Source organism: Acinetobacter sp. NIPH 284 (genome assembly GCF_000369425.1).
Classification (GTDB): domain Bacteria; phylum Pseudomonadota; class Gammaproteobacteria; order Pseudomonadales; family Moraxellaceae; genus Acinetobacter.
This window is the reverse complement of the sequence record NZ_KB850011.1, coordinates 982,968-1,007,952: the sequence shown is the minus strand read 5'-3', so window position 1 is coordinate 1,007,952 and position 24,985 is coordinate 982,968. Positions and strand designations below refer to the sequence as shown.

Here is a 24,985-nt window from a genome sequence, read left to right as displayed (position 1 = left end):
AGTTTCTGACACTGTTTAGTACTATATAAGTTTATGATTTATAAGGTTAAAGTTGGAAATATACGATATGACAAGCCGTGACGCACTACGCCAATCGGTGGTTATAAAGTAGTAAAAAATGCAGTAAGATTATTTCTTACTGCATTTTTTTATGTCTGAATTATGGCAACTCGTGGAATCAACAAGCTTAGTGCTTTACAAGTCAAAAAAGCTAAACCTGATCCTGACAAGATGTATAAGCTGTCAGATGGTGGAAATCTTTATCTGCGTATTGATCAAAGTGGTAGCAAGTACTGGATATTCAATTACACACGTCCATTCCTAGGCAAGCGTAATGATTTATCTTTGGGGACTTACCCTGAAGTTTCACTAGATGATGCGCGTACCATTCGTGATGAATATAAAAAGCTCATCAAGCAGGGCATTGATCCAGCAATGGAGCGGATTGAAACCAAGTCTCAGAAACAGAAAGAAGCAGAAAACACCTTTCGTATTGTTGCTGAAGCATGGCTATATAAACGTGAGCTAGAGCAAAAACAGGATGAAGAGACCATCCGTCGTTTAAAGCACGATGTCTATCCCTATATTGGTGATTTAACCTTTCCCCAGCTTACCCTAGAAATTCTTGAGATTAAAGTCTTTAAGCGCATTATTGAGCGTGGAGCCTTGTCTGTTGCCAAACGCCTAAAATCAGACCTCAACCAGATCTTTAAATCAGCACGTAAGAAAAAGCTGATTCAATACAATCCAATTGAGGATATTGAATTACCAAAACCACAGGGTGGAAACTTTGCTGCCGTGACAGAAGAGCAAGACCTAGCTCCAATGCTGAATAAAATTTGGAACTACTCCAAACTTTATCCACGTTGTTCGCTTATCACACAAGTGGCGTTAAAAATCTCTGTGCTGACATTTCAGCGACCTGGTGAGATTCGCAAGCTGAAAAAGGAGTATTTCTACCGTGAGGAACGCTGCTTTAAATTTACAGCCAGTAAAACCAGGCAGCTTCATATTGTGCCATTGTCAGATCAAGCTTTTGATCTGATTGAATCAATCATTGATCTGCATCCATACAGCGAATATATCTTCGTGGGGCGGAATGGTAAAACCTTTATTTCAGACAATACCATCAACTCCGCCTTGAAGCGTTTAGGCTATGGTGGGGAACAGACAGCACATGGCTTTAGGGCAACTGCTCGTACCATGCTGGATGAGATTCTGGAGCAGCGTGTGGACTTTATTGAGCATCAGTTGGCGCATAAGGTAAAAGACAATAACGGTACCGCCTACAACCGAACTAAGTTCTTGAATAAACGCCAAGAGATGATGCAGGAGTGGGCTGATTATTTAGAATCCTTGCTTGAACATAATGATATAAAAACAAGTTAGGTTAAATTTACGCCAATAAAAAGGCCGTCTTTAGACAGCCTTCAAAAGAGCAAGCATTATGCAGCATGATTTGTATTTGCTCTTTGTTCAAGCCAATTATTAATCTGGTTTTCAGTCCATGTCGGCATGCTTGCTGTTAGATAGGTTGGTGTAGGGAAATCACCTCGGGCGACCATTTTCCAAAGGGTGGATTCTGCGATATTGAGCAGCCCCTTGGTAGCAGGTTTATGAGAAATCCTACGTCTACGGCCACTGCGATCAATATAATCCCGAGCTAATCGTTCAGGGTAATTTACAAGATCTTTAACACGATAATGTTTTTGAATCATTTTGATTCTCTCCAGTATTAATTTTATTTCAATATTTAAAAGATTAAGTTAGGTATATTAATAACTAAACCTTTTGTGGATTGGAAGTTATCATAAGATCTAAAAAAAAGATGGGTTTTATATGGAAAACTAAAAAAAATATGTATTTTTTTTGGGTATTATAACATTAAATAATCTTAAGTATCTTTCATGAGATTATTTTGCTGATATAATAGATTTTTGTTAATTTTTAATTGTATTTAAATTAATCGTCTTTTTGATTGGGAGTAAATCTTTGTGAGGACTTTAGGTATTTTAATTGGAATTTTTTAATACTGGTTTTGATGATTAAATGTTGGTTATTTAAATTTTTAAAATTATTATTTAATAATAAGTTGTATTTCTGTAAAGAATATTTTATTGATAATTAAACTAAGACTTATTATTTTAATAGTATCTTTGTTTGGTTTTTAAAAAATATTGAATTTAACTTTTGTAAATTACATTGTGATTGAGGCTTATAACCCTGCTATATAATTATAATTAATTTATTTGTTGAAATAATTCTATTAGCATGAGTTTTAGATTTCATCTAGCTTTTCATGGTTCTTAAAAATTCATAGCAATACTCATATCTGCATATAAAATATTTTATTAATTTGATTAATAATTATACTTTATCTACTGTTACTCTTATTTTTTTGATCGTTTCAGGGGTGTTACACATATTTTTGGGTTCTGTTACTCTTATTTTTTGGGTCATTTTGAGGGGGTGTTACACATATTTTTGGATTCTGTTACTCTTATTTTTTAGTCATTTTGAGGGTGTTACACATATTTTTGGGTTCTGTTACTCCTATTTTTTGGTCATTTTGAGAGTGTTACACATATTTTTTAGTTCTGTTACTCTTATTTTTTGGTCATTTTGAGGGGTGTTACTCATGTTTTTGTTATTTTGTTGAGTTATCATATTTTTTTTATTTTAATGATTGGTATTATAAAATTAATTTTTTAATTTTATATATCGTTTTTTAAAATTATATTTTAATGTATATGGTTTGGTGTAGTGTTTATAGTTGGAATGGTGTGAGTTTTTATATATTAATATTTTGTGGATTTATTTTGGTTTTTAAAAATAACTCTGTTATTTAAGGTTTTAGTCAGCTTTGATCGTATTAATATATATTGATAATTAAATAAATTAAGTTATATTTCTTTAATCTCGATATTTAGCATCTCTAGTATTTTTTTAATATCCCTAATATAAATAGTAATCTAATTGTTGTAGAAAATAGGTGGTAGCTACGCCATACGCTTAGGTAAATGAACGTAGGCGAAGCAATCAGAGGGTAGTCTTCTAAAATCTATTGGTCTTGGACGTAACCTGTTCCAAGTAGCAGACGTTGTGCACGTTCAATCAACTTTTGACGTTGATGCGTACGGAATTCCCATAATGAAGACAAGTTATTATTTTGATTCAGTTTTGCAACCTCAAGGATTTGAGTGTCAGTCATCTCATGCATACATTGACGAATGACTTGATGTGCTTGCTCAAGCTCGTTGAGTAATGAATTTGCGGTATCAACCGCAATATAAAGGTTTGCTAGCGTCTGACGTTGAGGGTTTGAAATTGTCTTGCCAAGTTCGACAATTAATTGAGAGGCTTGTTGTTTAAGTGTGCAAGTATTTGCACCATGAAGAATTGCATTCATAGTCGTTTCCTTGTAGATAAGTTTTAATACTTACTTACCCCCATCACTTTCCTACGGAGATGGTGGCAGCTTAACAGGAGTAGGAAATACCGCTCTACAAGGCACGGCCAGCACAAGGCTGTCCTGTCAAGCCGCCATAACGACAGCTAAACAACAGACAAAAAAATAGCCGCATAAGCGACATTAATTTGCGCTTGTAGATATTATCAGGTTCCTACGCCTGAACACAGATTTTGCTGTGTAGAATTAGCTTAACTGGGTATACCTTGAGCTGTCAACGATTCAGTTTGATCTTTTTACATATCTTAACATTAAATAATTTATTGATTATCCTGAAGATATTTTAAATTTCTGACGGCGGGGTAACTGGTTGCTAAAAGTACTTATGGAGGGATGTTTTAGTTTAATATTGATTCTTTTTCACATTTTAACTCATCCATGAAATCAAAATAAGAACCTCAATGGGCTTAATTTGATCCTACGGGAAAAATTAATAACTTAAATTCATTTCGCCAAGCTGATTATTTAGATTTTAGCGGTTTGTAAAATTGACTAAAGTGCTGGATAAAATTAATATGGGTTCGCTGGCCCTCATGGTCAGTCGGTTTTAGCAGACCGTTGATCCGGCACAGAAAATAGCCCGTCTATTTTTTGTGAACCCTCTCGTCCCTCTTTTTCTCTATGATAGGGCGGAAGGGGGACATCCTTGTGATGTGCTGGTTCCTTGGATCCCAGTCTGCTAACCCCTTTTCGTCCTGTCACCATTATTTAGCAGTAATTGACAGGGCTTCTTAGATTCAAGGAGTTCGTTATGTCACATTCATATTTTCTCATTTGTGCTTCACCACCTGTTCAATCCTGTTGTGCCTTTCAATGGAGACTATACGGCTAATTTAATTTTTTAGGCTGTATTTAAAAAAACTTTTTAATAATAACAATCCAACGGTGGATGGCTAAATTATGCCTATAAAAAATAGACCTTTTTATATTTATATCTGCTGGTGATTGTGAATTGCATTGAACATGCGGGGAACAACCATGACTGAATTAACCAAACCTAAAATCATTCCAATCGAAAACCGTCCACAGAAATCCAGGCTATTTTTAAAATGTGTAATGGTGCCGATAGTGATCTTTCTGATTATTGCCAAACTCTTTTCCTTTGGATGGTTTGGCTACTTTTTCTTTGGCTTTGACCTATTCTGGTTTGTGATCATTTATTACCTCTATGAATATGGAAATACCTACTTTGACGGGTTGACGGAACAACTGAAACGTCAGAGTGAAACTTTTAATTATCAAAACCGTGGCGTCTGGATTAACTCTCAGGACAAAACCATCATCCTGTTTGATCAGCCCGATCAGCGTCTCGTCAAATATCCTTTTGACTATATAACTTCTGTTGGACATTACAATTTGGTTGAAGATCGCTTCAGAACCACAACCACAGTGATCAGTAACCCAATGATGGGAACCCATGTTAATCAACAAGTCCATCGGACACCGATGAAACGTGAGTTTCAGGTCAATATTGGAACACGGGATCAATTTAAACCAAATTACAGCCTTAAAGTGCTGTTTCCTTGGCGTAGTCCCAAAATGGCCAGTGAAATTCGTCAACTCCTTTCGGCTGATTATTATCAATAACAACAATTATATAAGGTAATAAATTATGAAGATTTCAAAAACGTTTATGCCATCTGTTCTGATGCTGGCAATCAGCACAGTAATGGTTGGGTGTGGGGGCGGTGGTTCGGGAGGAGATTCTGGTTCATCCAATGGTGGTGGAACGGAAAATTCTAATAATGGCAATATAAACCCTAAGCCAGTGACCTGTGCTGAAAGCCAATATCTGGAAGAGGGTACATGTAAAAACAAGGTAGTGCAGAATATCCAGTCTTTACCATTCAGCAGCCTGATTCAAGGTCAAAGCTATCCATTATCGCTTCAGACAGATCAAGGTCTGGCAGTAACGTTTAGCAGTAACACACCCAACATCTGTAGTGTAAGTGGCAGTGAACTCAAAGCGCTTAAAGTTGGTCAGTGTATTCTGGCACTGACACAGGTAGGGACGGAAAAAGTTCTACCACTCAATAGCAGCATGACCGTCAATGTGACTTGTGCTGCCGATCAATATCTAGAAAATAATGTTTGTGTAACTAAGGCCAAGCAAACCATTACCCCACTTAAAATGAAATACATCCTGACGGATAGTATTTATTCACTGGATGCTGAATCCAGTGTCAAACTTCCTGTTAAAATCAATAGCCTTTCTTCAGCAACCTGTACTTATTCTAATGGTGAACTAAAGGGGATTAGTGCGGGTGTATGTACCCTTAAACTCACCCAGGAGGGTGATGCCAAAACATTGGCCGCAGAAAGCAGGACTATTAGCTTTGATGTATTTAAAGCCTCATCCATGAGCGAGGCACCCGATATCAATAACTGTTATGCGGGTAAGCTCAGTGCAAAGTTTAGAAATGAATTTTTAAATGAAATCAATACGGTTCGTGCCTTGCATGGATTACCCAGTGTGAGTTATGACGATGCCCGTGAAGATGAGATGATGCAGACGGCACTGATTCTTGCTGCCAACAATATTTTGACGCATTACCCCGAAGCCAACACAAACTGCTATTCAGATATTGGTGCCGTGGGTGCAAGAACCAGTAGTCTGGAAATGGGGGTAAGGCAGAATAAGAATGACTATTCACCCGCGGAAAGCATCACCAATATGGTGCATGACAAATTAAACCTGTTTGCAGGAGATGTAGGACATCGACTTTGGATGCTCAACCCATTCTTACAAAAAACAGCATATGGTTCAGTCAATGCACCATCGTTTAAGGATACCAGATTCCCTTATGTGGTCGGTACGTCCTATAAAGTGGTTTATCCCTTTAATCATGCAACCACTGCACCACTTGGTGTGATTGCTTATCCCTACCATAACTATCCAGCAAAATATTATATGGCGGGTTCAATTCTCTCGATTTCAGTTTTAACCGATCAAAAGAATTTCTTTGCCAATCGCAATGTGGACTACGCTAAAGCCACTGTTGTTGTTACTGAGCGAAGTAGTGGAGCTAAACAAAAGATCAGTAATATCCGCTATGAAAATATCGGAGTTCCCAACCATATCCAGTTTAACTTTGACGATTTGAAATTGAACATGATCTACGATGTCAAACTCAGCAATGTCCTAGTGAATGGTCAGCCTAAAGAATATTCGTACTGGTTTAACGTGAATGATCAATAATAAGGAGAAGAATCAGATAAGGAAATTAATACTTAGCAGGCTTATGATCTTCAGAAAGGGATACGGTAGCCGGTTTGGGCTTTAAATTAGGAGGAGAAGAGAATCGTTGATTCTCTTCTCCTTTTATAAGAAAGAACAATTTTTTATTTACGAAGAATTTACGCTTTTTGCCATTTTTAATATAGAGAATTTACACAGTCAATTTCCATACTAAAGCTGACCTATTTTAAAATGGCATTTGCTATGTGGGAATTTATTTCTGTATTTGTCCTTTCCTTACTGTTGGCTTATCCGCTCGGTGTTTATCTTGCCGATGTGATGCAGGCAAAGCCAATGAGAAGTGACGCTTTGTTTAAATGGATTGAGCAGCCAATTTATGCCGTACTTGGCGTCAAGCGTAGAGGGATGAGCTGGCGGCAGTATTTGGTCGCTTTTGTCCTCAGTAATATTTTGCTGCTGGGCGCAAGTGTCACAATCCTGATGACGCAGGCATGGCTACCGCTAAATCCAGATCATATTCCCAATATGAATTGGGATTTAGCATTGCATACTACGATTTCATTTCTGACCAATACCAATCAGCAGCATTATTCAGGGCAGGCTCAACTGTCTTATTTATCGCAAATGACTGTGATTGTTGGTTTGCAATATTTATCGCCAATTATTGGGCTTGCATTATTGGTCGCAATGTTAAGAGCTTTGTTCCTGCAATCAGATCAAAACAAAGCTTCAGACCAAAACAATTGGAATCAGATCAATTTAGGCAATTACTGGATGGATATCATCCGACCATTGTTTAGATTCTTTATTCCACTTGGTTTAGTTTTTTCTTTGCTGCTTACTTTTCAAGGTGTGCCAGCAACCCTGTCTGCGGGACCAACAGCGCAGGTCTTAGATCAAAGCTCTGAGGTGCAAACACAACATATTCCACTTGGTCCAGTTGCACCCATGGTTGCAACTAAACAGCTTGGCAGTAACGGTGGTGGTTGGTATGGCCCAAATAGTAGTGTGCCTTTAGAAAACCCAACACCGTTGTCCAATGTGATTGAGATGATTGCGATTTTACTGATCCCGTTGTCAGTGGTGTTTATGGTCGGACGCTTTATCCAACGTAAAAAACTGATGTGGATGATTTTTGGCAGTATGTTGTTAATGTCATTGATTTCCACCTCTTTGGCTTTCTGGGCTGAAAAATCATCTTTGATTCCTAATGCAACCTTGATGGAAGGCAAAGAAGTACGTTTTGGTGCGGATGCATCGGCACTTTGGGCAAGTCTCACCACACAAGTGAACAATGGTTCAGTCAACATGATGCATGACTCCGCCTCACCACTTACAGGCTTGGTTGAACTGTGCAATATGTTGATCAATGCCATATGGGGAGGAATTGGCTGTGGTTTATTACAATTCTTTATTTATCTATTTTTAGCAGTATTTATCGCGGGATTAATGACAGGTCGGACCCCTGAATTGTTTGGTCGAAAAGTAGAAGTAACTGAAATTAAGCTTTTGGCTCTTGTGATCTTATTACAACCCGTGGTGATTCTTGGTTTAACTGCGATCGCAATCGCATTTCCAACCCTGACAGGCAATTCCAATCCAGCGTTTCATGGCATTAGCCAAGTGTTTTATGAATATGTCTCTGCTTATGCCAACAATGGTTCTGGTTTTGAAGGACTAAGTGATAACACCCTATGGTGGAATCTGAGTGCCAGTGTGGCTTTATTGGCAGGTCGTTATAGCGTGTTGATTATTCCTGTTTTAATTGCTGTCAGCTTAGCAACCAAACCGCAAGCTGCCGAAAGCAAAGGATCTTTACACATCGAGTCACCCACATTTGCATTGACCTTAATTGGGATTATGTTGATTCTGACCTTGTTGCAATTCATGCCAGTGTTGGTGATCGGACCAATTGCTGATTACTTGTCTATAAAAGTTTAAGTGTGGAGCAAGCACAATGAAACATTCAAATGCGACACAACAGATGGATATTTTGAATAAAGAAATTATTCAACAAACCTTTCATAAGTTGTTGCCACAGTACGCTTTTAAAAATCCAGTGATGGCATGTGTCTGGGTGGGAACAATCTTAACGATTGTCGCAACTTTGATGGGCAGTACCAGCTTAGGTTTCGGTTTAGTGTTGAGCTTGATTCTATTGGTCACTGTATTATTCGCCAATTATGCTGAAGCAGTCGCAGAAGCTAAAGGACGTGGACAGGCAGCATCCTTACGCCAAGCGCGTGAAAACTTAACTGCTAATCGGATTGCCGATCTGGATGCAGCGCCGGTGGTCATCTCTGCAAATCTACTCAAAAAAGATGATTTGGTCAGTGTCAAAGCTGGTGAAATTGTCCCAGCGGATGGGGAGATTATTCAAGGTTTCGCGACCATTAATGAGTCTGCGGTGACCGGTGAGTCTGCACCTGTATTGCGTGAAGCCAATACTGATCGTTCAGGTGTCATTGGGGGAACCAAGGTTTTATCTGATGAAATTATTATTCGGGTGAGTAATGAAGCGGGACATAGCTTTCTAGACCGCATGATTGCATTGGTTGAAGGGGCCAATCGTCAAAAAACACCGAATGAGATCGCACTGAGTATTTTACTCAATATCATGACCATCACCTTTATTGTTGTGGTCGCGGCCTTACCATTCATTGGGGCAATGGTAGGGATCAAAATCAGTCTAGTCTTATTGATTGCTTTACTGGTGTGTTTGATTCCAACCACGATTGGAGGATTACTGCCGGCGATTGGGATTGCAGGCATGAACCGCGCCTTAAAAGCCAATGTTCTTGCTAAATCAGGCAAGGCTGTCGAAGTTGCTGGTGATATTGATGTGCTGCTATTAGATAAAACAGGCACGATCACCTATGGCGACCGTCAAGCCACAGCCTTTTATCCTTTGGCAGGGGTAAGCCCAAGCGAGTTACGCCAAGCCGCAATGTTAACTTCTTTTGCCGACCCAACTCCTGAAGGGAAGTCCGTGGTGAGTCTTGGCAAAGAGTTGGGTGAAAGTATTAAAGAACCAACAGATGCGGAGTTTATTCAGTTTAATGCATCGACACGTTTATCTGGTGTGGACTTAGCGACTGGACAAACGATTCGTAAAGGTGCTGTGGACGCAATTCTTAAATTTACCAACCAAGAAATCAAAGACAACATTGAACTGAAAACTCGTGTCGAACAAGTCGCTTCTAAAGGTGCGACACCATTGGTGGTGGCTTCGAATCACAGTATTTTAGGGGTGATTGAACTCTCAGATGTGATTAAACAAGGCATTAAAGAACGCTTTGCACTGCTACGTGAGATGGGCATCAAAACCATTATGGTGACAGGAGATAATCCATTGACTGCGGCTGCGATTGCGGCTGAAGCAGGGGTGGATGACTATATTGCTGAAGCGAGACCTGAGGACAAATTGGCTTGTATTCGTAATGAGCAAGCAGCAGGAAAATTAGTCGCAATGGTGGGTGATGGGATCAATGATGCACCTGCCTTGGCGCAAGCAGATATTGGTTTGGCCATGAACTCAGGCACACAAGCTGCGAAGGAAGCTGGCAATATGGTGGATTTGGATTCTGATCCAACCAAATTGCTAGATGTGGTCGAAATTGGTAAACAGCAATTGATTACTCGTGGAGCATTAACCACTTTTTCGTTGGCAAATGATGTCTCTAAGTATTTTGTGATTTTACCTGCATTGTTTGCCGTGGCGATTCCACAACTTGGGGTACTGAATATTTTACAGCTTAGTAGTCCAAGCAGTGCCGTGATTTCCGCTTTGATCTTTAATGCTTTGATTATTCCAATGTTGATTCCATTGGCACTCAAAGGCGTTCAATTCAAACCTGCCAGTGCGCTGCAATTGTTACGCCGTAATATGCTGATTTACGGTGTAGGTGGTGTGATCTTTCCGTTTATTGTGATCAAGCTTATTGACCTTGTTGTGTCATTGTGGATTTAGGAGTTGGAAATGAATACTTTATTGGGTCATGAGCAATTGAATCAACAGGACTTAGCATTATCTAATCAAGGACATTCAGTCCTACGTCCGAGTCTGGGTTTGATTGTGGTTGGTTTTTTCATTGCAGGCATGTTGTATGCTACAGCAAGTGTCTCCATTGCGCAGTTGATTTTTCCCAAACAAGCCAATGGTAGTGTCATTGAACTGAATGGTAAAATTATTGGTTCAAGTTTGGTAGGACAAAACTTTGTTAGTGATCAATATTTCCATGGACGACCGAGTGCTGTAAGTTACAGTGTAGATGACATGGCGGGCAGTAATTTGGCAATCTCCAATCCTGATTTGCAAAAACAAATTAAAGAAAGAACACTAGACTTTGCGCAGTACAATCAGATTGCTGAGCAGCAGGTACCACTGGACATGATCACTGCATCAGGCAGTGGGATTGACCCAGATATTTCACCTGAAAGTGCCTTGTTACAGGTGAAACGAGTGGCACAGCAGCGTCATTTATCAGAGTCACAGATCAAAGATTTAGTACAGCAACAGATTCAGCCTGCACAGTTTGGTTTGTATGGGCAAGCGCGAGTGAATGTGTTACAGCTAAATTTAGCCTTAGATCAATTGTCATCGACCACTTGATAGAGCGTAATTATGCAGATCGACCGTAATAACAAAGCAGATGCATGGTTGGCACATAGTCAGCGTGAACAATCTGGACGTTTGACCATTTTCTTGGGTGCAGCACCTGGAGTCGGGAAAACCTATGCCATGTTGACCCGAGCGCATGAACTGATGCAGCAAGGGCAGCATGTGGTGGTCGGTGTGGTCGAAACCCACGGTCGATCTGATACCGAGCGTTTAATTCAGGGATTGAATGTTATTCCTAGAAAGACGTTGGAATATCAAGGGCGAATGTTGGAAGAGATGGACCTCGACCAAATTCTTAAGTTAAAACCTGAAATTGTTTTGGTTGATGAGTTGGCACATCGTAATGTACCGAACAGCCGCCATGAATATCGTTGGCAAGATGTCAATGAGTTGTTGGATGCAGGCATTGATGTCTATAGCACCTTAAATATTCAACATTTGGAAAGCCTCAATGATGTGGTTTTTCAAATTACGGGGATTCGGGTAACTGAAACCGTCCCCGATGCATTACTTAAACGTTTGAAAGACATTCGACTGGTTGATTTACCTGTTCCAGAATTATTAGAACGGATGAATCATGGCAAGATTTATTTCGCTGATGTTGCCCCTCATGCATTACAAGGTTTTTTTAAAGCTGAAAATTTGACAGCGTTACGTGATCTGGCAATTCAAACTGTTGCAGGGCAGGTCGATATTGATTATCGAGAAAAGTTTGTTGCACAAGGGCAGATTATCCCGATTCAAAATCATGTCATGTTGGCGATAGATGGTTCTGAGTTTTCAGAAGATTTGGTACGCCGTGCCCATCGGATTGCGGAAAGACGCAATGCAACGTGGAGCGTCATTTCGATTCAAAAAAGTAAGGTTGAAACGACCCAAACCTTTGCAGTGACGAAGGCTTTTAATCTAGCACGCAAGCTCGGTGCAGACACTTATTTACTCTATAGCAATCATATTGCATCGACCATTTTACAGGCAGCTTATGATTATGGTGCATCTAATATTTTACTTGGTAAAAGCCCTCAAAAATCGTTATGGCAGCGCCTATTCTCAGATCATATTGCCGATCAACTGTTAGAGAAACAGCATCCCTTTGAAATCACCTTTGTTCAGCCCTTAAAAACCAAAAATCATGAGATGAAGCAGGTCGATAGCACTGCTTCATCGTGGTCGAAGCAAGCACTGACGTTTCATCCGCGTGAAATGATTGAAAGTATTTTGATTGTGTTGTTGGGTTTAATTGCGGCAACGGTGAGTGATCATTTTATTGGTTATAGTGAGTTAGCTTTAATTTTTGTGGTCACGGTACTTGTGGTTGCAATGCGGGCAAGGATGTTCATCACGATTCTAAGTGTTTTGATTTGTTTCTTACTCTATAACTATTTATTTATTGAGCCACGCTTTACCTTTCGAATTAGTGCCGAGCGTGGAGTGATGACGATTGTTATCTTTATCGTTTCAGCCCTGCTGGTGGGGCGTTTGGCCAATCAGTTACGTGCTCAGGTATTGAGTTTACGTGCAGCGAACTCTCTCTCCTTACAGCTACAAGAATTGGAACGGAAATTATCCAGCTGTGTTGATATTGAACAGGTCTTAAGTGTCGCCAAACAACATTTGGAAAGTTCTTTAAATGCTGTGGTTTGGCTTCGGATCGGAACACAGGAGTTAGGCGATCATTCTGTATTTAATGAAAAAGATCAGATTGCAGCAAATTGGACCCAGAAAAATGCCAAGCCTTGTGGCCGTTTTACCAATACCTTAACCCAGTCTGAATGGTGGTTTAATCCGCTCAATCTCGTCGGTGGATTGGGGGTGATTGCGATACGTTTTCAGCAAAATGCAGAAAATATCAGTTTTGAACAGCAGCGTCTGGCTGAATTGATGATCGATGATATTGCCCAAACGGTTTCGCGGGTACAGTTAGCTTTGCAACTGGAAAATTCTCGTGTGGTCGCTGAAACTGAAAAGTTGCGTTCTGCATTACTGTCTTCGGTCTCGCATGATTTACGTTCGCCATTAGCCGCGATGATTGGTTCTGCGGATACGCTAAAATACTACGGTGAACAGATGCCTGAACAAGATCGCCATGAACTGTTAGATACCATTCATGTCGAGGGTGAGCGCTTGGATCGTTATATTCAAAATTTACTGGATATGACTCGCTTGGGCCATCAAGGTTTAAGCTTAAGCCGAGACTGGATCGGTGTTGAAGAGCTGATTGGATCTGCCACACAACGTCTGAAACGCTATCAACCACATGTGAATATTGATGTGTCCTTAACAGAGGATTTACCTCAGCTCTACGTGCATCCAGCTTTAATTGAACAGGCGATTTTTAATGTATTGGAAAATGCGGCCAAGTTTTCGCCTGATGATGTACCTATCAAAGTAACAATCAAACAAGAAGATAATTTCCTACAGATTGATATCGTCGATCAAGGTGTCGGGATTCCTGAAGAGGAGCGGGAGCAAATCTTTGATATGTTCTATACCATGCAACGTGGAGATCGTGGTAAAACAGGAACAGGTTTAGGTCTCGCCATTGTAAAAGCCATTATTGGGGCACATATGGGTAGTATTGAAGCCTTGGCAGGCACGCGTGGTCTGGGCACATTGATTAGAATACGGTTACCACTTCATCAGGATTAAAATCATCATTTATGCCGCAAACATCCAATCAGCAAGCCTCTATTCTCATTATTGATGATGAGCCACAAATTCGGAAATTTCTGGATATTGCCTTACGTGCGCAAGGTTATTTGGTACATGTGGCTGAAAATGGTATGAAAGGGTTGGAGACATTGGCGACACGTGGCGCTGATCTGTTGATTCTGGACTTGGGTTTACCTGATATGGAAGGACAAGAGGTTTTAACAGAATTACGGCAGTGGTCAGATATTCCTGTCATCGTATTATCGGCACGTCCAGACGAAAATCAAAAAATTAAACTGCTGGATGCAGGCGCAAATGATTATGTGACAAAACCTTTTAGTATTCAGGAGCTGTGTGCCCGTATTCGTGTGATGTTTAGAAATAAACCACAGCATTCAGAGCAAAATACTGTGTTTAATGATGGAAAGCTTTGGGTGGATGTGGCTGAGCATGTAGCCAAACTGGCAGGCGAGGACATTCTCTTAACCAAAAAAGAATTTCAGTTGCTGGCTTTATTGATTCGTCATCAGGGAAAGATTGTTACACAGAAACAAATCATGACGGAGTTATGGGGCATTAGCCATGAAGAAGACACACACTATTTAAGAATCTTGGTAAAGAAACTAAGAACAAAAATTGGGGATTCAGCTTTAAGTCCAAGATATATTTATACTATATCAGGGGTTGGATTACGTTTTTTTGCCTAATCTTTTAATATTAAAATTTTTTTTATGATTGGCTTAGCCAACACATAAATTAATAAAGCAAGGCGGCAGGGTTTTACCAGGAGGCGTTGGATCATGTAGTAAGGCAGGGGTATGGCAATGCCAGCTTTGAGGAGGAAAGAGATATTGTTGAGGAGTTTTACACGGATGGACCCCAACAAGAACCGTCTCAGTCACCCCATGATCTGAGCCATGTTCAGGATATCCAGAAAGGGTTGCAGCAGTCGGTGCAGGCATTGAATTAAAAAATATAGGAGAATCAAGGGTTCTCCTGTTATTTGTAAAATTATTTTTTTATTTAAGCATTTATAACTTTGATGTGCTTAACTTCCTAAACTCCAAAGTTGTTCCTGCTCTTGCTTAACTGCTTTTAATCCAGCTAAGGAAAAAGTCATTAGATGTTTTACAAGTTGTTGTGATTCTATCTGTGAGATATTTTGTATTGGGGTGGGAATGTTGGTATTGGTAATAATCAACATAAAGCATGGGGCAATGGTACTGAGTACACAGGGCAGTAAGGCAGGATGATCTTCATCCAGTCCCGCAACTTCACTTATAATTTTGCGGACAGATTGGAATTTTCGTGCTCCATCATTAGCCATGAATTCATGTAAATAAAGTGATGGAGAAAAGAGTTCACGAATAAAAACTTTACTATGCCAAATATCTTTCTCAATTAGTTTATTGACAATAGCTTCATAGAAGATTTCAAGTTTTTGGGTTGGGGGGAGTGAACTTTCCACAAGCTCTAATAAGCGTTTTTCATCGATGTAATGTGTATGCGCTTCAGCAAGGACAGCTTTATATAAACCGTCACGCCCATCAAAATGATAATTAATGGCAGCCAAATCGACCTCAGCCGCTTGGGCAATTTGTTTATTGGAGGTTTGTGCAAAACCGTTTTGAGCAATCAACTGACCAGCGGCTTCCAGAATTTTTGATTTGGTTAGATCACCATCACTACGTCTAGCTGTCGACATCTTTTACTCTGAATCAAACGTTACCGTTTAAGTATAGCTTTTTTTATTAAATTGATAGGACTTACGCACTATTATTTATAGATTCTCTGTGGTAGGAGATGATTTTTATCGAGAATAAAGTCATCAATGAAGTCTTTGATGATTGGTCTAAATAATTTCTTCTGCCAACGATATACATTTTCAAAGATCCGCTCAAACTGGTTCTTTTGTATCTCGACGTAGGCCATCAAGGCTGCAAAAATATGATTCAAAATCAGTTTAGATCGTCTTACTTGAAACTTTTCAATATGACAAACCTGTTTAATCACTCGGTGATATTGCTCTATTTTCCAATGACTTGAATGTAATTCATGAAAACCCTCAAAGGACAATAAATCATCTTCATCTTGATGCACAATATAAAACCTCTGCTGTTCTTTTAACTGAGTCTTAAATAATTGTACAAAGCCAAAATCTTTGAGCCAGACCACTTGACCCTGATGAAAATCTGGCAATAAACGCAGTTGAAACCATTGTCCTTTTTCTGGGGAAACCTTACGGTTACAGTCGATACCAAACATAAATCGAATACCATATTTTCTTATGGTTTTTAGATTTCCAGTCGATGAATACCAACTATCACCTGTAATAAATTGAATCTTTGCACCCCAACTAAGTACTTCACTTAACATATCCATAAAGTAATCATTCTTGGTTTTACCCTCAGATTTGTCATAAATTCGGAAATTAATTGGAATATTTTGACCATTCTGATCTGTCGCATACAGGGTAATGAGATTAATCCCCTTGACGGATCGGTGGTGTTTGCCTGACCAAAAATAGCTAACCAAGTCCATATGTTGACTATATGGTTTATCTAAAACAGTATCATCAATACTGACTATAAGTTTATTATTATCAATATGTTGAATTGCTTCTTGATATAGGTCGTGAGGTGTGTAGTCTTCACGCTCCAGAAAGCGATTTACACTATCATGCGAGATATTATAAGTCTCGGCAAGTTGTGTGCAGCTAATAGAGTTCGGTTCTGTCATGAGAAAGCCCATATAAATGGGTAATGTACAAGTTGCTGTAGAAGCATGTTTAGTTCGTCTGATCACAGATACTTTATAAACTATTTTAATACTTTTTTGAATCCGTCAATGCGTAAGTCCTAATTGATATAGTTTAAATTTAAATTGAATTTAAACTTTGCTTTGCTCAAAAGGTTTTTTCCATGAAGAAGCGTATTATTACGAGTGTGCTGCTATGCCTTGTTGTTATTCTGGCGATTGCAATCTGGTTAATCAATAAAGATAAAAATACAGAGCATGAGCTAACTCTTTATGGAAATGTGGATATTCGTCAGGTGTCTTTGGCTTTTGAACAGGCGGGACGTATTCAAACTCTTTCTGTACAGGAGGGAGATAAAGTGAAACAAGGTGAGGTATTGGCAACGCTTAAAACCGATGCCCTGAAAATTCAGCAACAACAGGCCGAAGCACAGCTTAATGTACAAAAACAGACCTTGATTGAACAAGATGCAGGCAATCGACCTGAACAAATTGCTCAGGCAAAAGCACAACTCGTTTCCGCACAGGCACAACTAGAAAAAGCCAATAAGGATTATCAGCGTCTACAAGTACTGAGCAACACCACGTCAGGGCAGGCAATCAGTAAGCAGGAACTGGATTACGCCCAAAGTAATCAGGCCACTGCGGCTGCCGCAGTAAAAGAGCGTGAAGCAAATTTACAACTGTTGCAAAAAGGCGCACGAACAGAAGAACGTGCCGCAGCCAAAGCCCAGTATCAGGCAATGCAGGCTAATCTGGATTTAATTCAGTATCAAATTTCCCAGAGTGAGTTGCGTTCACCTGTGAATGCAGTGGTAAGGGCAAGATTGCAGGAAGTGGGTGATATGACCACAGCACAAAAAACCGTTTATACACTTGCCTTGACTGATCCAAAGTGGGTGCGGGTTTATGCCAATGAAAAAGATTTAAGTTTCATCAAAATGGGAGCGACAGCACAGGTCATTCGGGATGCTTTACCTGATCAACCGATTGCAGGGAAAATTGATTATATCTCATCGGTGGCTGAATTTACCCCGAAAACGGTACAAACCGAAGATATACGCACCACATTGGTCTATGAGGTTCGGGTATATGTTGATGACCCGAATGATCAACTGAAAATGGGACAGCCTGTGACAGTCAAGATTGCAAAAGCAAATTGAGTGAACTGATATGAATGCCCTGCAAAATAATAATTCCTCTGTGGTGATTGCCCGTAATTTACGGCAGGTATTTCAGGCGGAGAATAAGAAAAACCCTGCTACTTGTGCGCTTGAGGATTTAAATATCCAGATTACATCGGGACAACTCACAGCTCTGGTTGGGCCTGATGGTGCAGGTAAAACCACATTTCTGCGTCTGATTGCAGGATTATATCAGCCCTCTTCAGGTTCATTAGAGGTATTGGGCATAGATGTGGCGAAATATCCACAACAGGTACAAAACCGTATTAGTTATATGCCACAACGTTTTGGACTATATGAAGATTTAAGTATTCAGGAAAATCTTGATCTCTATGCGGACTTGCATGGTGTATCACAGCAGGAGCGTAAATCACGTTTTGAGCGTTTACTGGAAATTACCGATTTAAAGAAATTCACTGAACGGCCCGCAGGTAAATTATCAGGTGGGATGAAACAAAAACTGGGACTGGCCTGTACCTTAGTCCGTTCACCAGAATTGTTGTTACTGGATGAACCCAGTGTTGGGGTTGACCCATTATCCAGACGTGATCTATGGATTATTATTGAGCAACTGGTCAAGGAAGAAAATTTAAGCGTTATTATAAGTACCGCCTATATGGATGAGGCGGAACGGTGCGCTGACATTTATGTGATGTATGAGGGAAAAGTTCTACAACAGGGCACAGCAAAAAGTCTGAGTGAGCAAGTATGTGGACGCACATGGCAGGTCGAACCCCCTACAAATATTAAAGCTCGGATTTTACAAACCCAGTTGCTGGATATGCATCAATATATTACTGATGCTGTGCCAAAAGGCGATGTGGTGCGATTTATTACTACACCTGAGTTTCCAGAATTACCAAAGCAGTTATTACCTCAAGATGCAGCGGTTTCCAGTCGAGAACCTGAACTTGAAGATGCCTTTATGTGGTTTCTACATCAAGCGCAGCAGGCAGCGCATGGTGAGAAAAATGATAAGGTTAGTGTGATTGACAATACATCAACTGATGAAATTGAACAGCAACAATCTGTGATTGTCGTAAAAGATTTAGTCCGCAAATTTGGTGATTTTACTGCGGTGGCAAATACTTCATTTGAAGTTAAACGAGGTGAGATTTTTGGACTGCTGGGTCCAAATGGTGCGGGTAAAACCACGACATTTAGAATGTTATGCGGATTATTGCCTGCCAGCAGTGGCACACTGGAAGTTGCTGGTATGAACCTACGTACCGCACGGGCGCAGGCACGGGCAAAAATTGGCTATGTCTCACAGAAATTTGCCTTGTATGGTAATTTAACGGTACTGGACAATCTCAAGTTTTTTGGTGGTGCATACGGCTTATCAGGGAAAAAATTAAAACAACAGATTGATGAAGCCCTACAACGTTTTGAATTGAAACCGCATGCCAAAAGTGGTGATTTACCTAATGGCTTTAAGCAACGCCTGTCTATGGCAGCCGCTTTGTTACATCAACCTGAAATTGTGTTTCTGGATGAGCCCACCAGTGGTATTGACCCTTTGGCAAGACGTGCATTCTGGTACACCATTGGAGAGTTGGCGAATCAGGGTATTACCATCATTATCACTACACACTTTATGGAAGAAGCAGAATATTGTGATCGCATCGCCATTCAGGATGCAGGCAAAATGTTGGCATTGGGTTCACCCAAACAGGTGCGGATACAGGCAGGAGAACAAGGGCTAGATGACATGAATAGTGCCTTTATTGCCATTGTTGAGCAAGCCCGTTCCCAGCAAGGGGAGAAGACATGAAAATTCCTGCATCTGTCTTACGTCTAATTGCCTTGATCCGTAAAGAAACCCATCAATTGGTCAGGGATAAAAGCAGTTTGGCAATTGGTTTAATCCTGCCGATTATCCTGATTTTATTGTTTGGTTATGGTCTGTCTTTTGATTTAAGCAATGGTCGTGTGGGTATTGTAGATCAAAATATGACGCCACAAAGCCAGCAAGTGATGAGGGGATTGAATGGCAGTCGCTATATTACGGCAACCTCCTATCAAGATTTTTATCAGGCTGAACAGGCGATGGGACGGGCAGAAATAGATGCCATTGTGGTGTTGCCCTCCGATTTTGCCCAACAAAGTGCCAATAACACTGCGACGATTCAGGTGATTAGCAATGGTCGTTCAACCAGTATTGCCTCAGCCTTGCAGGGCTATATTACTGGTGCTGTCAATAATACCCAAGCCATTCAGGCTGATCGCAGTCATATGCGCCCAACAATAGGAATGATCAGTGTTGAACAACGTATGTGGTTTAACGAGTCAGCTAATAGTACATGGTTTCTGGTGCCAGGTTTAATGGTGTTGGTACTGACTTTGATTGGTGCATTCCTGACAGGTTTATTGATTGCCAGAGAACGTGAGAGGGGAACGCTGGAAGCGTTATTTGTGACCCCAGTTCGCCCTTTGGAAATCGTATTGGCAAAACTGGTTCCTTATATTGTGGTTGGCATGATTGATATTGTGGTGTGTTTATTGGCCGCATCGTGGGTTTTTGAGGTGCCGATTCGTGGTTCATTGCTTTCAATCATTAGTTCATCATTTTTATATTTAATGGTTTCTTTGCTACTTGGCTTAACCATTTCAGGTATTTCAAAAAGCCAGTTTCAGGCCAGTCAAATGGCATTACTGGCCAGTTTTATGCCTGCCATGATGCTGTCAGGTTTTGTTTTCGATACCCGTAACCTGCCAACTGTCGTACAGATCATCAGCCAACTTTTACCAGCTACTCATTTTATGACTCTGATCAAAACTCTGTTTTTAGGCGGTGATGATTGGGTTTTATGGTTAAAACAATGTGGCATTTTAATGATCTATGTGGTGGTGCTGACCTTTGCAACCACTCAATCATTGAAAAAACGTTTGAGGTAATCCCAATGATTCAACGTGTAACGGCTTGGTTTAGTTACCTCATGGTTTTAGTAAGGAAAGAATTTCTTACCATTTTTAGTGACCCTGCCAATCGTACCATTTTATTTGTCCCCGCCCTGATGCAGGCTTTATTGTTTGGCTATGCAGCCAGCTATGATGTCAATCATGTGGATTATGCGGTTCTGGATCAGAGTAAGGGGCAGGTATCACAACAATTTCTGGCGCATCTGGATGGTTCAGGTGTGTTTAATCGCACAGCGACTTTGACAAATAATAGCCAAATCCAGCAGGTGATTGATGATCGAAGTGCATTGGCGGTGATCACGATTCCTGCTGATTTTGAAGATAAAATCAATCAGGGACAGACCTCACCAATTCAGGTTGTTCTGGATGGGCGTAATTCTTCCACTGCGGGTATGGCTGGTTCATATATCAGTAATGTGGTGGCAAAGGTCAATCAGGAGCGTTTGGGTGCGACCCCTACCATCAATATTGAAACTCGGACTTGGTATAACCCTAATCAGGAATCTAGATGGGGGTTGATGCCATCTTTAATTGCGGCTTTAAGCATGATGCAAACTCTGTTGTTGTCTTCTTTATCGGTTGCCAGAGAACGAGAGCAGGGTACTTTTGACCAATTACTGGTCACGCCTTACACGCCCATTCACATTATGATAGGCAAGGCATTACCGCCAGTTTTTGTGGGCTTAATGCAATCTACCATTATTTTGCTGATCATCATGTTCTGGTTTCAGATTCCCCTGAATGGCTCACTGGCTTTACTTTATTTTGGATTACTGTGCTTTAACGTTGCGGTGGTTGGTGTCGGTTTGTCCATCTCGGCCATTTCCCTGAATATGCAGCAGGCCATGCTGTTTACGTTCTTTCTGATTATGCCATTGATGCTGTTGTCAGGACTGCTAACTCCTGTCCAGAATATGCCATATGTATTGCAGGTTGGAACTTACGCCAACCCATTACGTTTTGGGATTGATCTGGTACAAAGAGTTTATATAGAGGGCGCAACCTTTTCTCAGATAAAGTGGGATTTTGTACCAATGTTTGTCTTGGCTGTGGTTACCTTGCCTTTGGCGGCCTGGTTGTTTAGAAACAGGTTATCTTAGATTAGGGGAATGAGTTTTGTTAATAAATATCAACTAATCTGTAGGGGAAATCAATAAATTCATTCAGTCTGTATTAATCAAAACGGGGGTAAAAAAGTCAGTTTGGTTGGACATTCACAAGACTGACTTCTCACTTTTCTAGTTGCATGATCTCCAGAGTTGGTTGGACGTATTGATCTTATCGTGGCGCTTGCACCAAGTCTGCATGTTACAACACCCATCTCTACATCATGTATATCCGTCTACTGTACCGCTTGTTACGCAACAAGCAGTACAATCACAATTTACGCAATCCTTGAGTGAGGAAAAGTGAATTCACAGGGTATTCGTGCTTTCATCCTAGCTACTCGTCAGGATATGGTGGTGACACCATGTAAAATGGCAGTTTCTTAATGAACCTGGTGTTACAAACTTGTTATTGCAAGATAAATATCCGATTATCTGGGTATCTCACTCAGGTTTAATGCACGTGTCCAAAGCGATTGGCTCAGCCAAGCAAATCGATGAACAGAGTTCAGGATATCCATAAAGAGTTGCAGCAGTTAAATTCCATGGAATAAGGAAGATGCATCATGGTTATTTGAATACAGTAACTCATTTTTGTTTCTTCATTCATCTGAAAAAATAGTTAGGGTTTAACAATAAAAATAGGAATATTAAGTTCAGAGATAAGGTTTTGAGTGATACTTCCCCAAATCAGTTTTTTTAATCCACTACGGCCATGAGAGCTGATTACAACCAGATCCGTTTTAGATTGCTCAACCATGTTAATAAGCGTATGGGTAACACTCTCACCCTCAAGTAATCTTATTTTTATATCAACATTGGTTTCGGTGACAAACCTATTATAAACGTTTTGTAAATTTGCCTGAATAAAAGTTCTGGCACGTTCAATTAATGGATTGGTTTGTCCTGAATTTAGATACTCATGCGCAATATAGGGGTCAAGGGTCAACACTTGTACAATGGTAATTTCACTTTGAAATGCTTTGGCAATCTCAATGGCATGTTGAATAGCGGCGAAAGATTCTTCAGAACTATCTACAGGAACGAGAATATTTTGGTAAACCATGGTTTTTTTACCATCATAAGGGTAATTGACCTGCTTAAGCTATCTGAAATATATTTCAAAAAAATGATTTATGCCAAAGGGAAAACTATTTTAGGCTAAAGTATAAAACTTCTGAACCACTGAAAATGTCAACAAATTGTCATTATTAAAATTTTAAAATACGGATGTCCTTTTTAGTGTTTTTTCCTTATGAATTCCAATCCCATTCCTCTTGCAAATATGATAGAGCAATCATCCAGCAAGTCGACGAATGTACATACTGTTTCACCTAAATGGTTTATGCCCGTATTTTTATCAATTTTAATTGCAACTTTGATTTATATAGGTTTTCAGCTATCAACTGATTTGGCGAGTGTTCCAGCTTTAAGTTTTTATTCCTTAGCTTTGTTGGCGGCAGCATTATTGGTTGCTTTGGGGTTTGAGTTTGTCAATGGATTTCATGATACAGCAAACGCTGTTGCCACAGTCATTTATACAAATGCATTGCCTGCATCAGTGGCAGTAATGTGGGCAGGATTCTGTAACTTTTTAGGTGTCATGGTTGCCAGTGGTGCTGTTGCCTACGGTATTATCGCCTTGCTTCCTGTAGAACTGATTATGAATGTCAGTTCTGGGGCTGGTTTTGCGATGGTTTTTGCAATGCTGCTTGCTGCGATTATATGGAACCTAGGTACATGGTTCCTTGGAATACCTGCTTCCAGCTCACATACCATGATTGGGTCTATTTTGGGTGTTGCCGTGATGAATTACCTGTTGTCATCAGGGAATGGTTCAAATGTTGACATGGATCAGGTTTTCAAAGTGGGTAAGGCGCTGCTTTTTTCTCCATTGATTGGCTTCGCTTTTGCCGCAGTCGTATTTATCCTGGTCAAAAAAGTTTTTAGAAAAAAGCTGGAGTTGTTTCAGCCGCCTGAAGGAAATAAACCACCGCCGCCAGTGATTCGTGCACTTTTGATTTTTACCTGTACTGGTGTAAGTTTTGCCCATGGTTCCAATGATGGGCAAAAGGGTATGGGTCTAATCATGCTGATTTTGATTGGTTTGGTTCCTTTAGCCTATTCCCTGAATAAGAACATGGATACGAATCAACTGTATGGCTTTGAGCAATTATCAAGTCAAACGGTTTTAATTCTTGACTCCCAAAGACAGTTCAATCTTTCAACCGACCAGGCAAGAAATGTTGTTACACGTTATATTCAGACTAAGGAAATTAATCCAGAGGTTTTGCCTGCCCTGGCTGTGTTAACTCACCAGTTGGGTGAAAATGTTGCGCAGTATAAAGATTTAAAAGCGATTCCTGAGAATGAAGTGACGGTCATTCGCAATGACATGTATTTGAATACTACTGCATTTAAACGTCTGGAAAAGATGAAACAACTACCTGAGATGTCAAGTGACCAAGCCAAGACAGTGAAAGAGTACCGTAAAAGTTTGGACTCTTTTCTGCAATATATTCCAACCTGGGTTAAGGTTGCGGTCGCACTGGCTTTGGGACTTGGGACTATGGTGGGATGGAAAAGGATTGTGGTAACGGTTGGGGAGCGAATTGGAAAAAATCACATGACCTATGGTCAGGGGATGTCTGCTGAGTTGGTTGCGATGAGTACCATTGCGGCAGCTGATGGCTTGGGCATGCCAGTCTCAACAACACATGTGTTAAATAGTGCAGTTGCAGGCACAATGGTCGCAAATAAGTCAGGTTTAAACTTTAATACAGTAAAAACCATTCTTTCGGCCTGGGTTTTTACATTGCCTGCAACGATTGTGTTATCAGGTTGCCTATACTGGTTATTCTTACAGTTTGTTGCGAAATAAACTTTAACGTAAGAATGAACTGAAAGGTTCCAGAACCAGGGCAGGGTAAAGCATGTAATGTGCTTACCCTGTTTTCTGATATGGTTTTTTTATGACTGATCAGTATTGCTTGGGGAAAAATTATAATTCTAATGGGCTGTCAGAAAATTATATTTAAATAGGGTACGTCATTAATTTGCAATACAGTTTTTAGA

18 protein-coding genes and 1 pseudogene are annotated in these 24,985 nt (G+C 40.2%); 14 read left to right on the top strand and 5 right to left on the bottom strand.

The genetic code is table 11. The features are described 5' to 3' along the window. The first annotated feature begins 162 nt into the window (after positions 1 to 162). Entirely contained in the window at positions 163 to 1,389 is a 1,227-nt protein-coding gene (locus tag F908_RS10770; RefSeq protein ID WP_005161656.1) for a tyrosine-type recombinase/integrase, read from the top strand. A 56-nt stretch (positions 1,390 to 1,445) separates the two neighbouring features. Here the strand turns inward: F908_RS10770 and F908_RS10765 are convergent, their stop codons facing one another. Together F908_RS10765 and F908_RS10760 are read right to left on the bottom strand one after the other, a co-directional pair. Further along, complete coding sequence (locus F908_RS10765; protein WP_005161653.1) at positions 1,446 to 1,718, bottom strand: helix-turn-helix transcriptional regulator; 273 nt, start codon at positions 1,716 to 1,718, stop codon at positions 1,446 to 1,448. 1,343 nt (positions 1,719 to 3,061) lie between these two features. After that, the gene (locus tag F908_RS10760; RefSeq protein WP_005161651.1) at positions 3,062 to 3,409 is read right to left on the bottom strand and encodes a hypothetical protein; all 348 of its coding nucleotides are present in this window, start codon (positions 3,407 to 3,409) and stop codon (positions 3,062 to 3,064) included. A 1,038-nt stretch (positions 3,410 to 4,447) separates the two neighbouring features. On the opposite strand from F908_RS10760, the gene F908_RS10755 reads away from it, so the two are divergent. From F908_RS10755 to F908_RS15690, 8 genes and pseudogenes are all read left to right on the top strand, one after another. After that, a complete protein-coding gene (locus F908_RS10755) occupies positions 4,448 to 5,056 on the top strand; it encodes a hypothetical protein (RefSeq protein ID WP_005161649.1) in 609 nt (202 codons plus the stop codon). Between the two features lie 25 nt (positions 5,057 to 5,081). Next, positions 5,082 to 6,668, top strand: a complete 1,587-nt coding sequence (locus F908_RS10750; RefSeq protein ID WP_005161648.1) for a CAP domain-containing protein — start codon at positions 5,082 to 5,084, stop codon at positions 6,666 to 6,668. A 243-nt stretch (positions 6,669 to 6,911) separates the two neighbouring features. After that, positions 6,912 to 8,609 (top strand): potassium-transporting ATPase subunit KdpA, encoded by a 1,698-nt coding sequence (gene kdpA / locus F908_RS10745; protein ID WP_034602849.1) that lies wholly within the window; start codon positions 6,912 to 6,914, stop codon positions 8,607 to 8,609. A 16-nt stretch (positions 8,610 to 8,625) separates the two neighbouring features. Continuing rightward, positions 8,626 to 10,638 (top strand): potassium-transporting ATPase subunit KdpB, encoded by a 2,013-nt coding sequence (kdpB, locus tag F908_RS10740; protein ID WP_005161646.1) that lies wholly within the window; start codon positions 8,626 to 8,628, stop codon positions 10,636 to 10,638. A 9-nt stretch (positions 10,639 to 10,647) separates the two neighbouring features. Further along, positions 10,648 to 11,280 (top strand): potassium-transporting ATPase subunit KdpC, encoded by a 633-nt coding sequence (gene kdpC / locus F908_RS10735; protein ID WP_005161645.1) that lies wholly within the window; start codon positions 10,648 to 10,650, stop codon positions 11,278 to 11,280. A 12-nt stretch (positions 11,281 to 11,292) separates the two neighbouring features. Further along, a complete protein-coding gene (locus F908_RS10730) occupies positions 11,293 to 13,938 on the top strand; it encodes a sensor histidine kinase (RefSeq protein ID WP_005161644.1) in 2,646 nt (881 codons plus the stop codon). 11 nt (positions 13,939 to 13,949) lie between these two features. Continuing rightward, the gene (locus F908_RS10725; RefSeq protein WP_005161641.1) at positions 13,950 to 14,648 is read left to right on the top strand and encodes a response regulator; all 699 of its coding nucleotides are present in this window, start codon (positions 13,950 to 13,952) and stop codon (positions 14,646 to 14,648) included. 56 nt (positions 14,649 to 14,704) lie between these two features. Beyond that, positions 14,705 to 14,911, top strand: a pseudogene (locus F908_RS15690) (hydrolase or metal-binding protein); the annotation flags it as partial. Positions 14,912 to 14,989: 78 nt separating this feature from the next. Here the strand turns inward: F908_RS15690 and F908_RS10715 are convergent. After that, positions 14,990 to 15,646, bottom strand: a complete 657-nt coding sequence (locus F908_RS10715; protein WP_005161636.1) for a TetR/AcrR family transcriptional regulator — start codon at positions 15,644 to 15,646, stop codon at positions 14,990 to 14,992. Between the two features lie 71 nt (positions 15,647 to 15,717). After that, positions 15,718 to 16,746, bottom strand: coding sequence for an IS701 family transposase (locus F908_RS10710; protein WP_081399852.1), 1,029 nt, complete (start codon positions 16,744 to 16,746; stop codon positions 15,718 to 15,720). A 116-nt stretch (positions 16,747 to 16,862) separates the two neighbouring features. Between F908_RS10710 and F908_RS10705 the strand changes: the two genes are divergently transcribed. The 4 genes from F908_RS10705 to F908_RS10690 are packed head-to-tail and all read left to right on the top strand — an operon-like array spanning position 16,863 to position 21,904. Next, positions 16,863 to 17,861, top strand: coding sequence for an HlyD family secretion protein (locus F908_RS10705; protein WP_005161633.1), 999 nt, complete (start codon positions 16,863 to 16,865; stop codon positions 17,859 to 17,861). 10 nt (positions 17,862 to 17,871) lie between these two features. Then, positions 17,872 to 19,656 carry an ATP-binding cassette domain-containing protein gene (locus F908_RS10700; RefSeq protein WP_005161628.1) on the top strand — a complete coding sequence of 595 codons (1,785 nt, stop codon included), beginning with the start codon at positions 17,872 to 17,874 and terminating at the stop codon, positions 19,654 to 19,656. Continuing rightward, positions 19,653 to 20,780: an ABC transporter permease gene (locus F908_RS10695; protein ID WP_005161626.1), complete on the top strand. Its 1,128-nt coding sequence runs from the start codon at positions 19,653 to 19,655 to the stop codon at positions 20,778 to 20,780. Before F908_RS10700 ends, F908_RS10695 begins: the two co-directional genes overlap by 4 nt. Before the next feature lie 5 nt (positions 20,781 to 20,785). Further along, complete coding sequence (locus F908_RS10690; RefSeq protein WP_005161623.1) at positions 20,786 to 21,904, top strand: ABC transporter permease; 1,119 nt, start codon at positions 20,786 to 20,788, stop codon at positions 21,902 to 21,904. A gap of 628 nt (positions 21,905 to 22,532) precedes the next feature. Here the strand turns inward: F908_RS10690 and F908_RS10685 are convergent. Next, positions 22,533 to 22,976: a universal stress protein gene (locus F908_RS10685; protein ID WP_005161622.1), complete on the bottom strand. Its 444-nt coding sequence runs from the start codon at positions 22,974 to 22,976 to the stop codon at positions 22,533 to 22,535. A gap of 189 nt (positions 22,977 to 23,165) precedes the next feature. Here F908_RS10685 and F908_RS10680 point away from each other — a divergent pair, with 189 nt between their 5' ends. After that, positions 23,166 to 24,791 carry an inorganic phosphate transporter gene (locus tag F908_RS10680; RefSeq protein ID WP_005161620.1) on the top strand — a complete coding sequence of 542 codons (1,626 nt, stop codon included), beginning with the start codon at positions 23,166 to 23,168 and terminating at the stop codon, positions 24,789 to 24,791. Positions 24,792 to 24,985 lie beyond the last annotated feature (194 nt).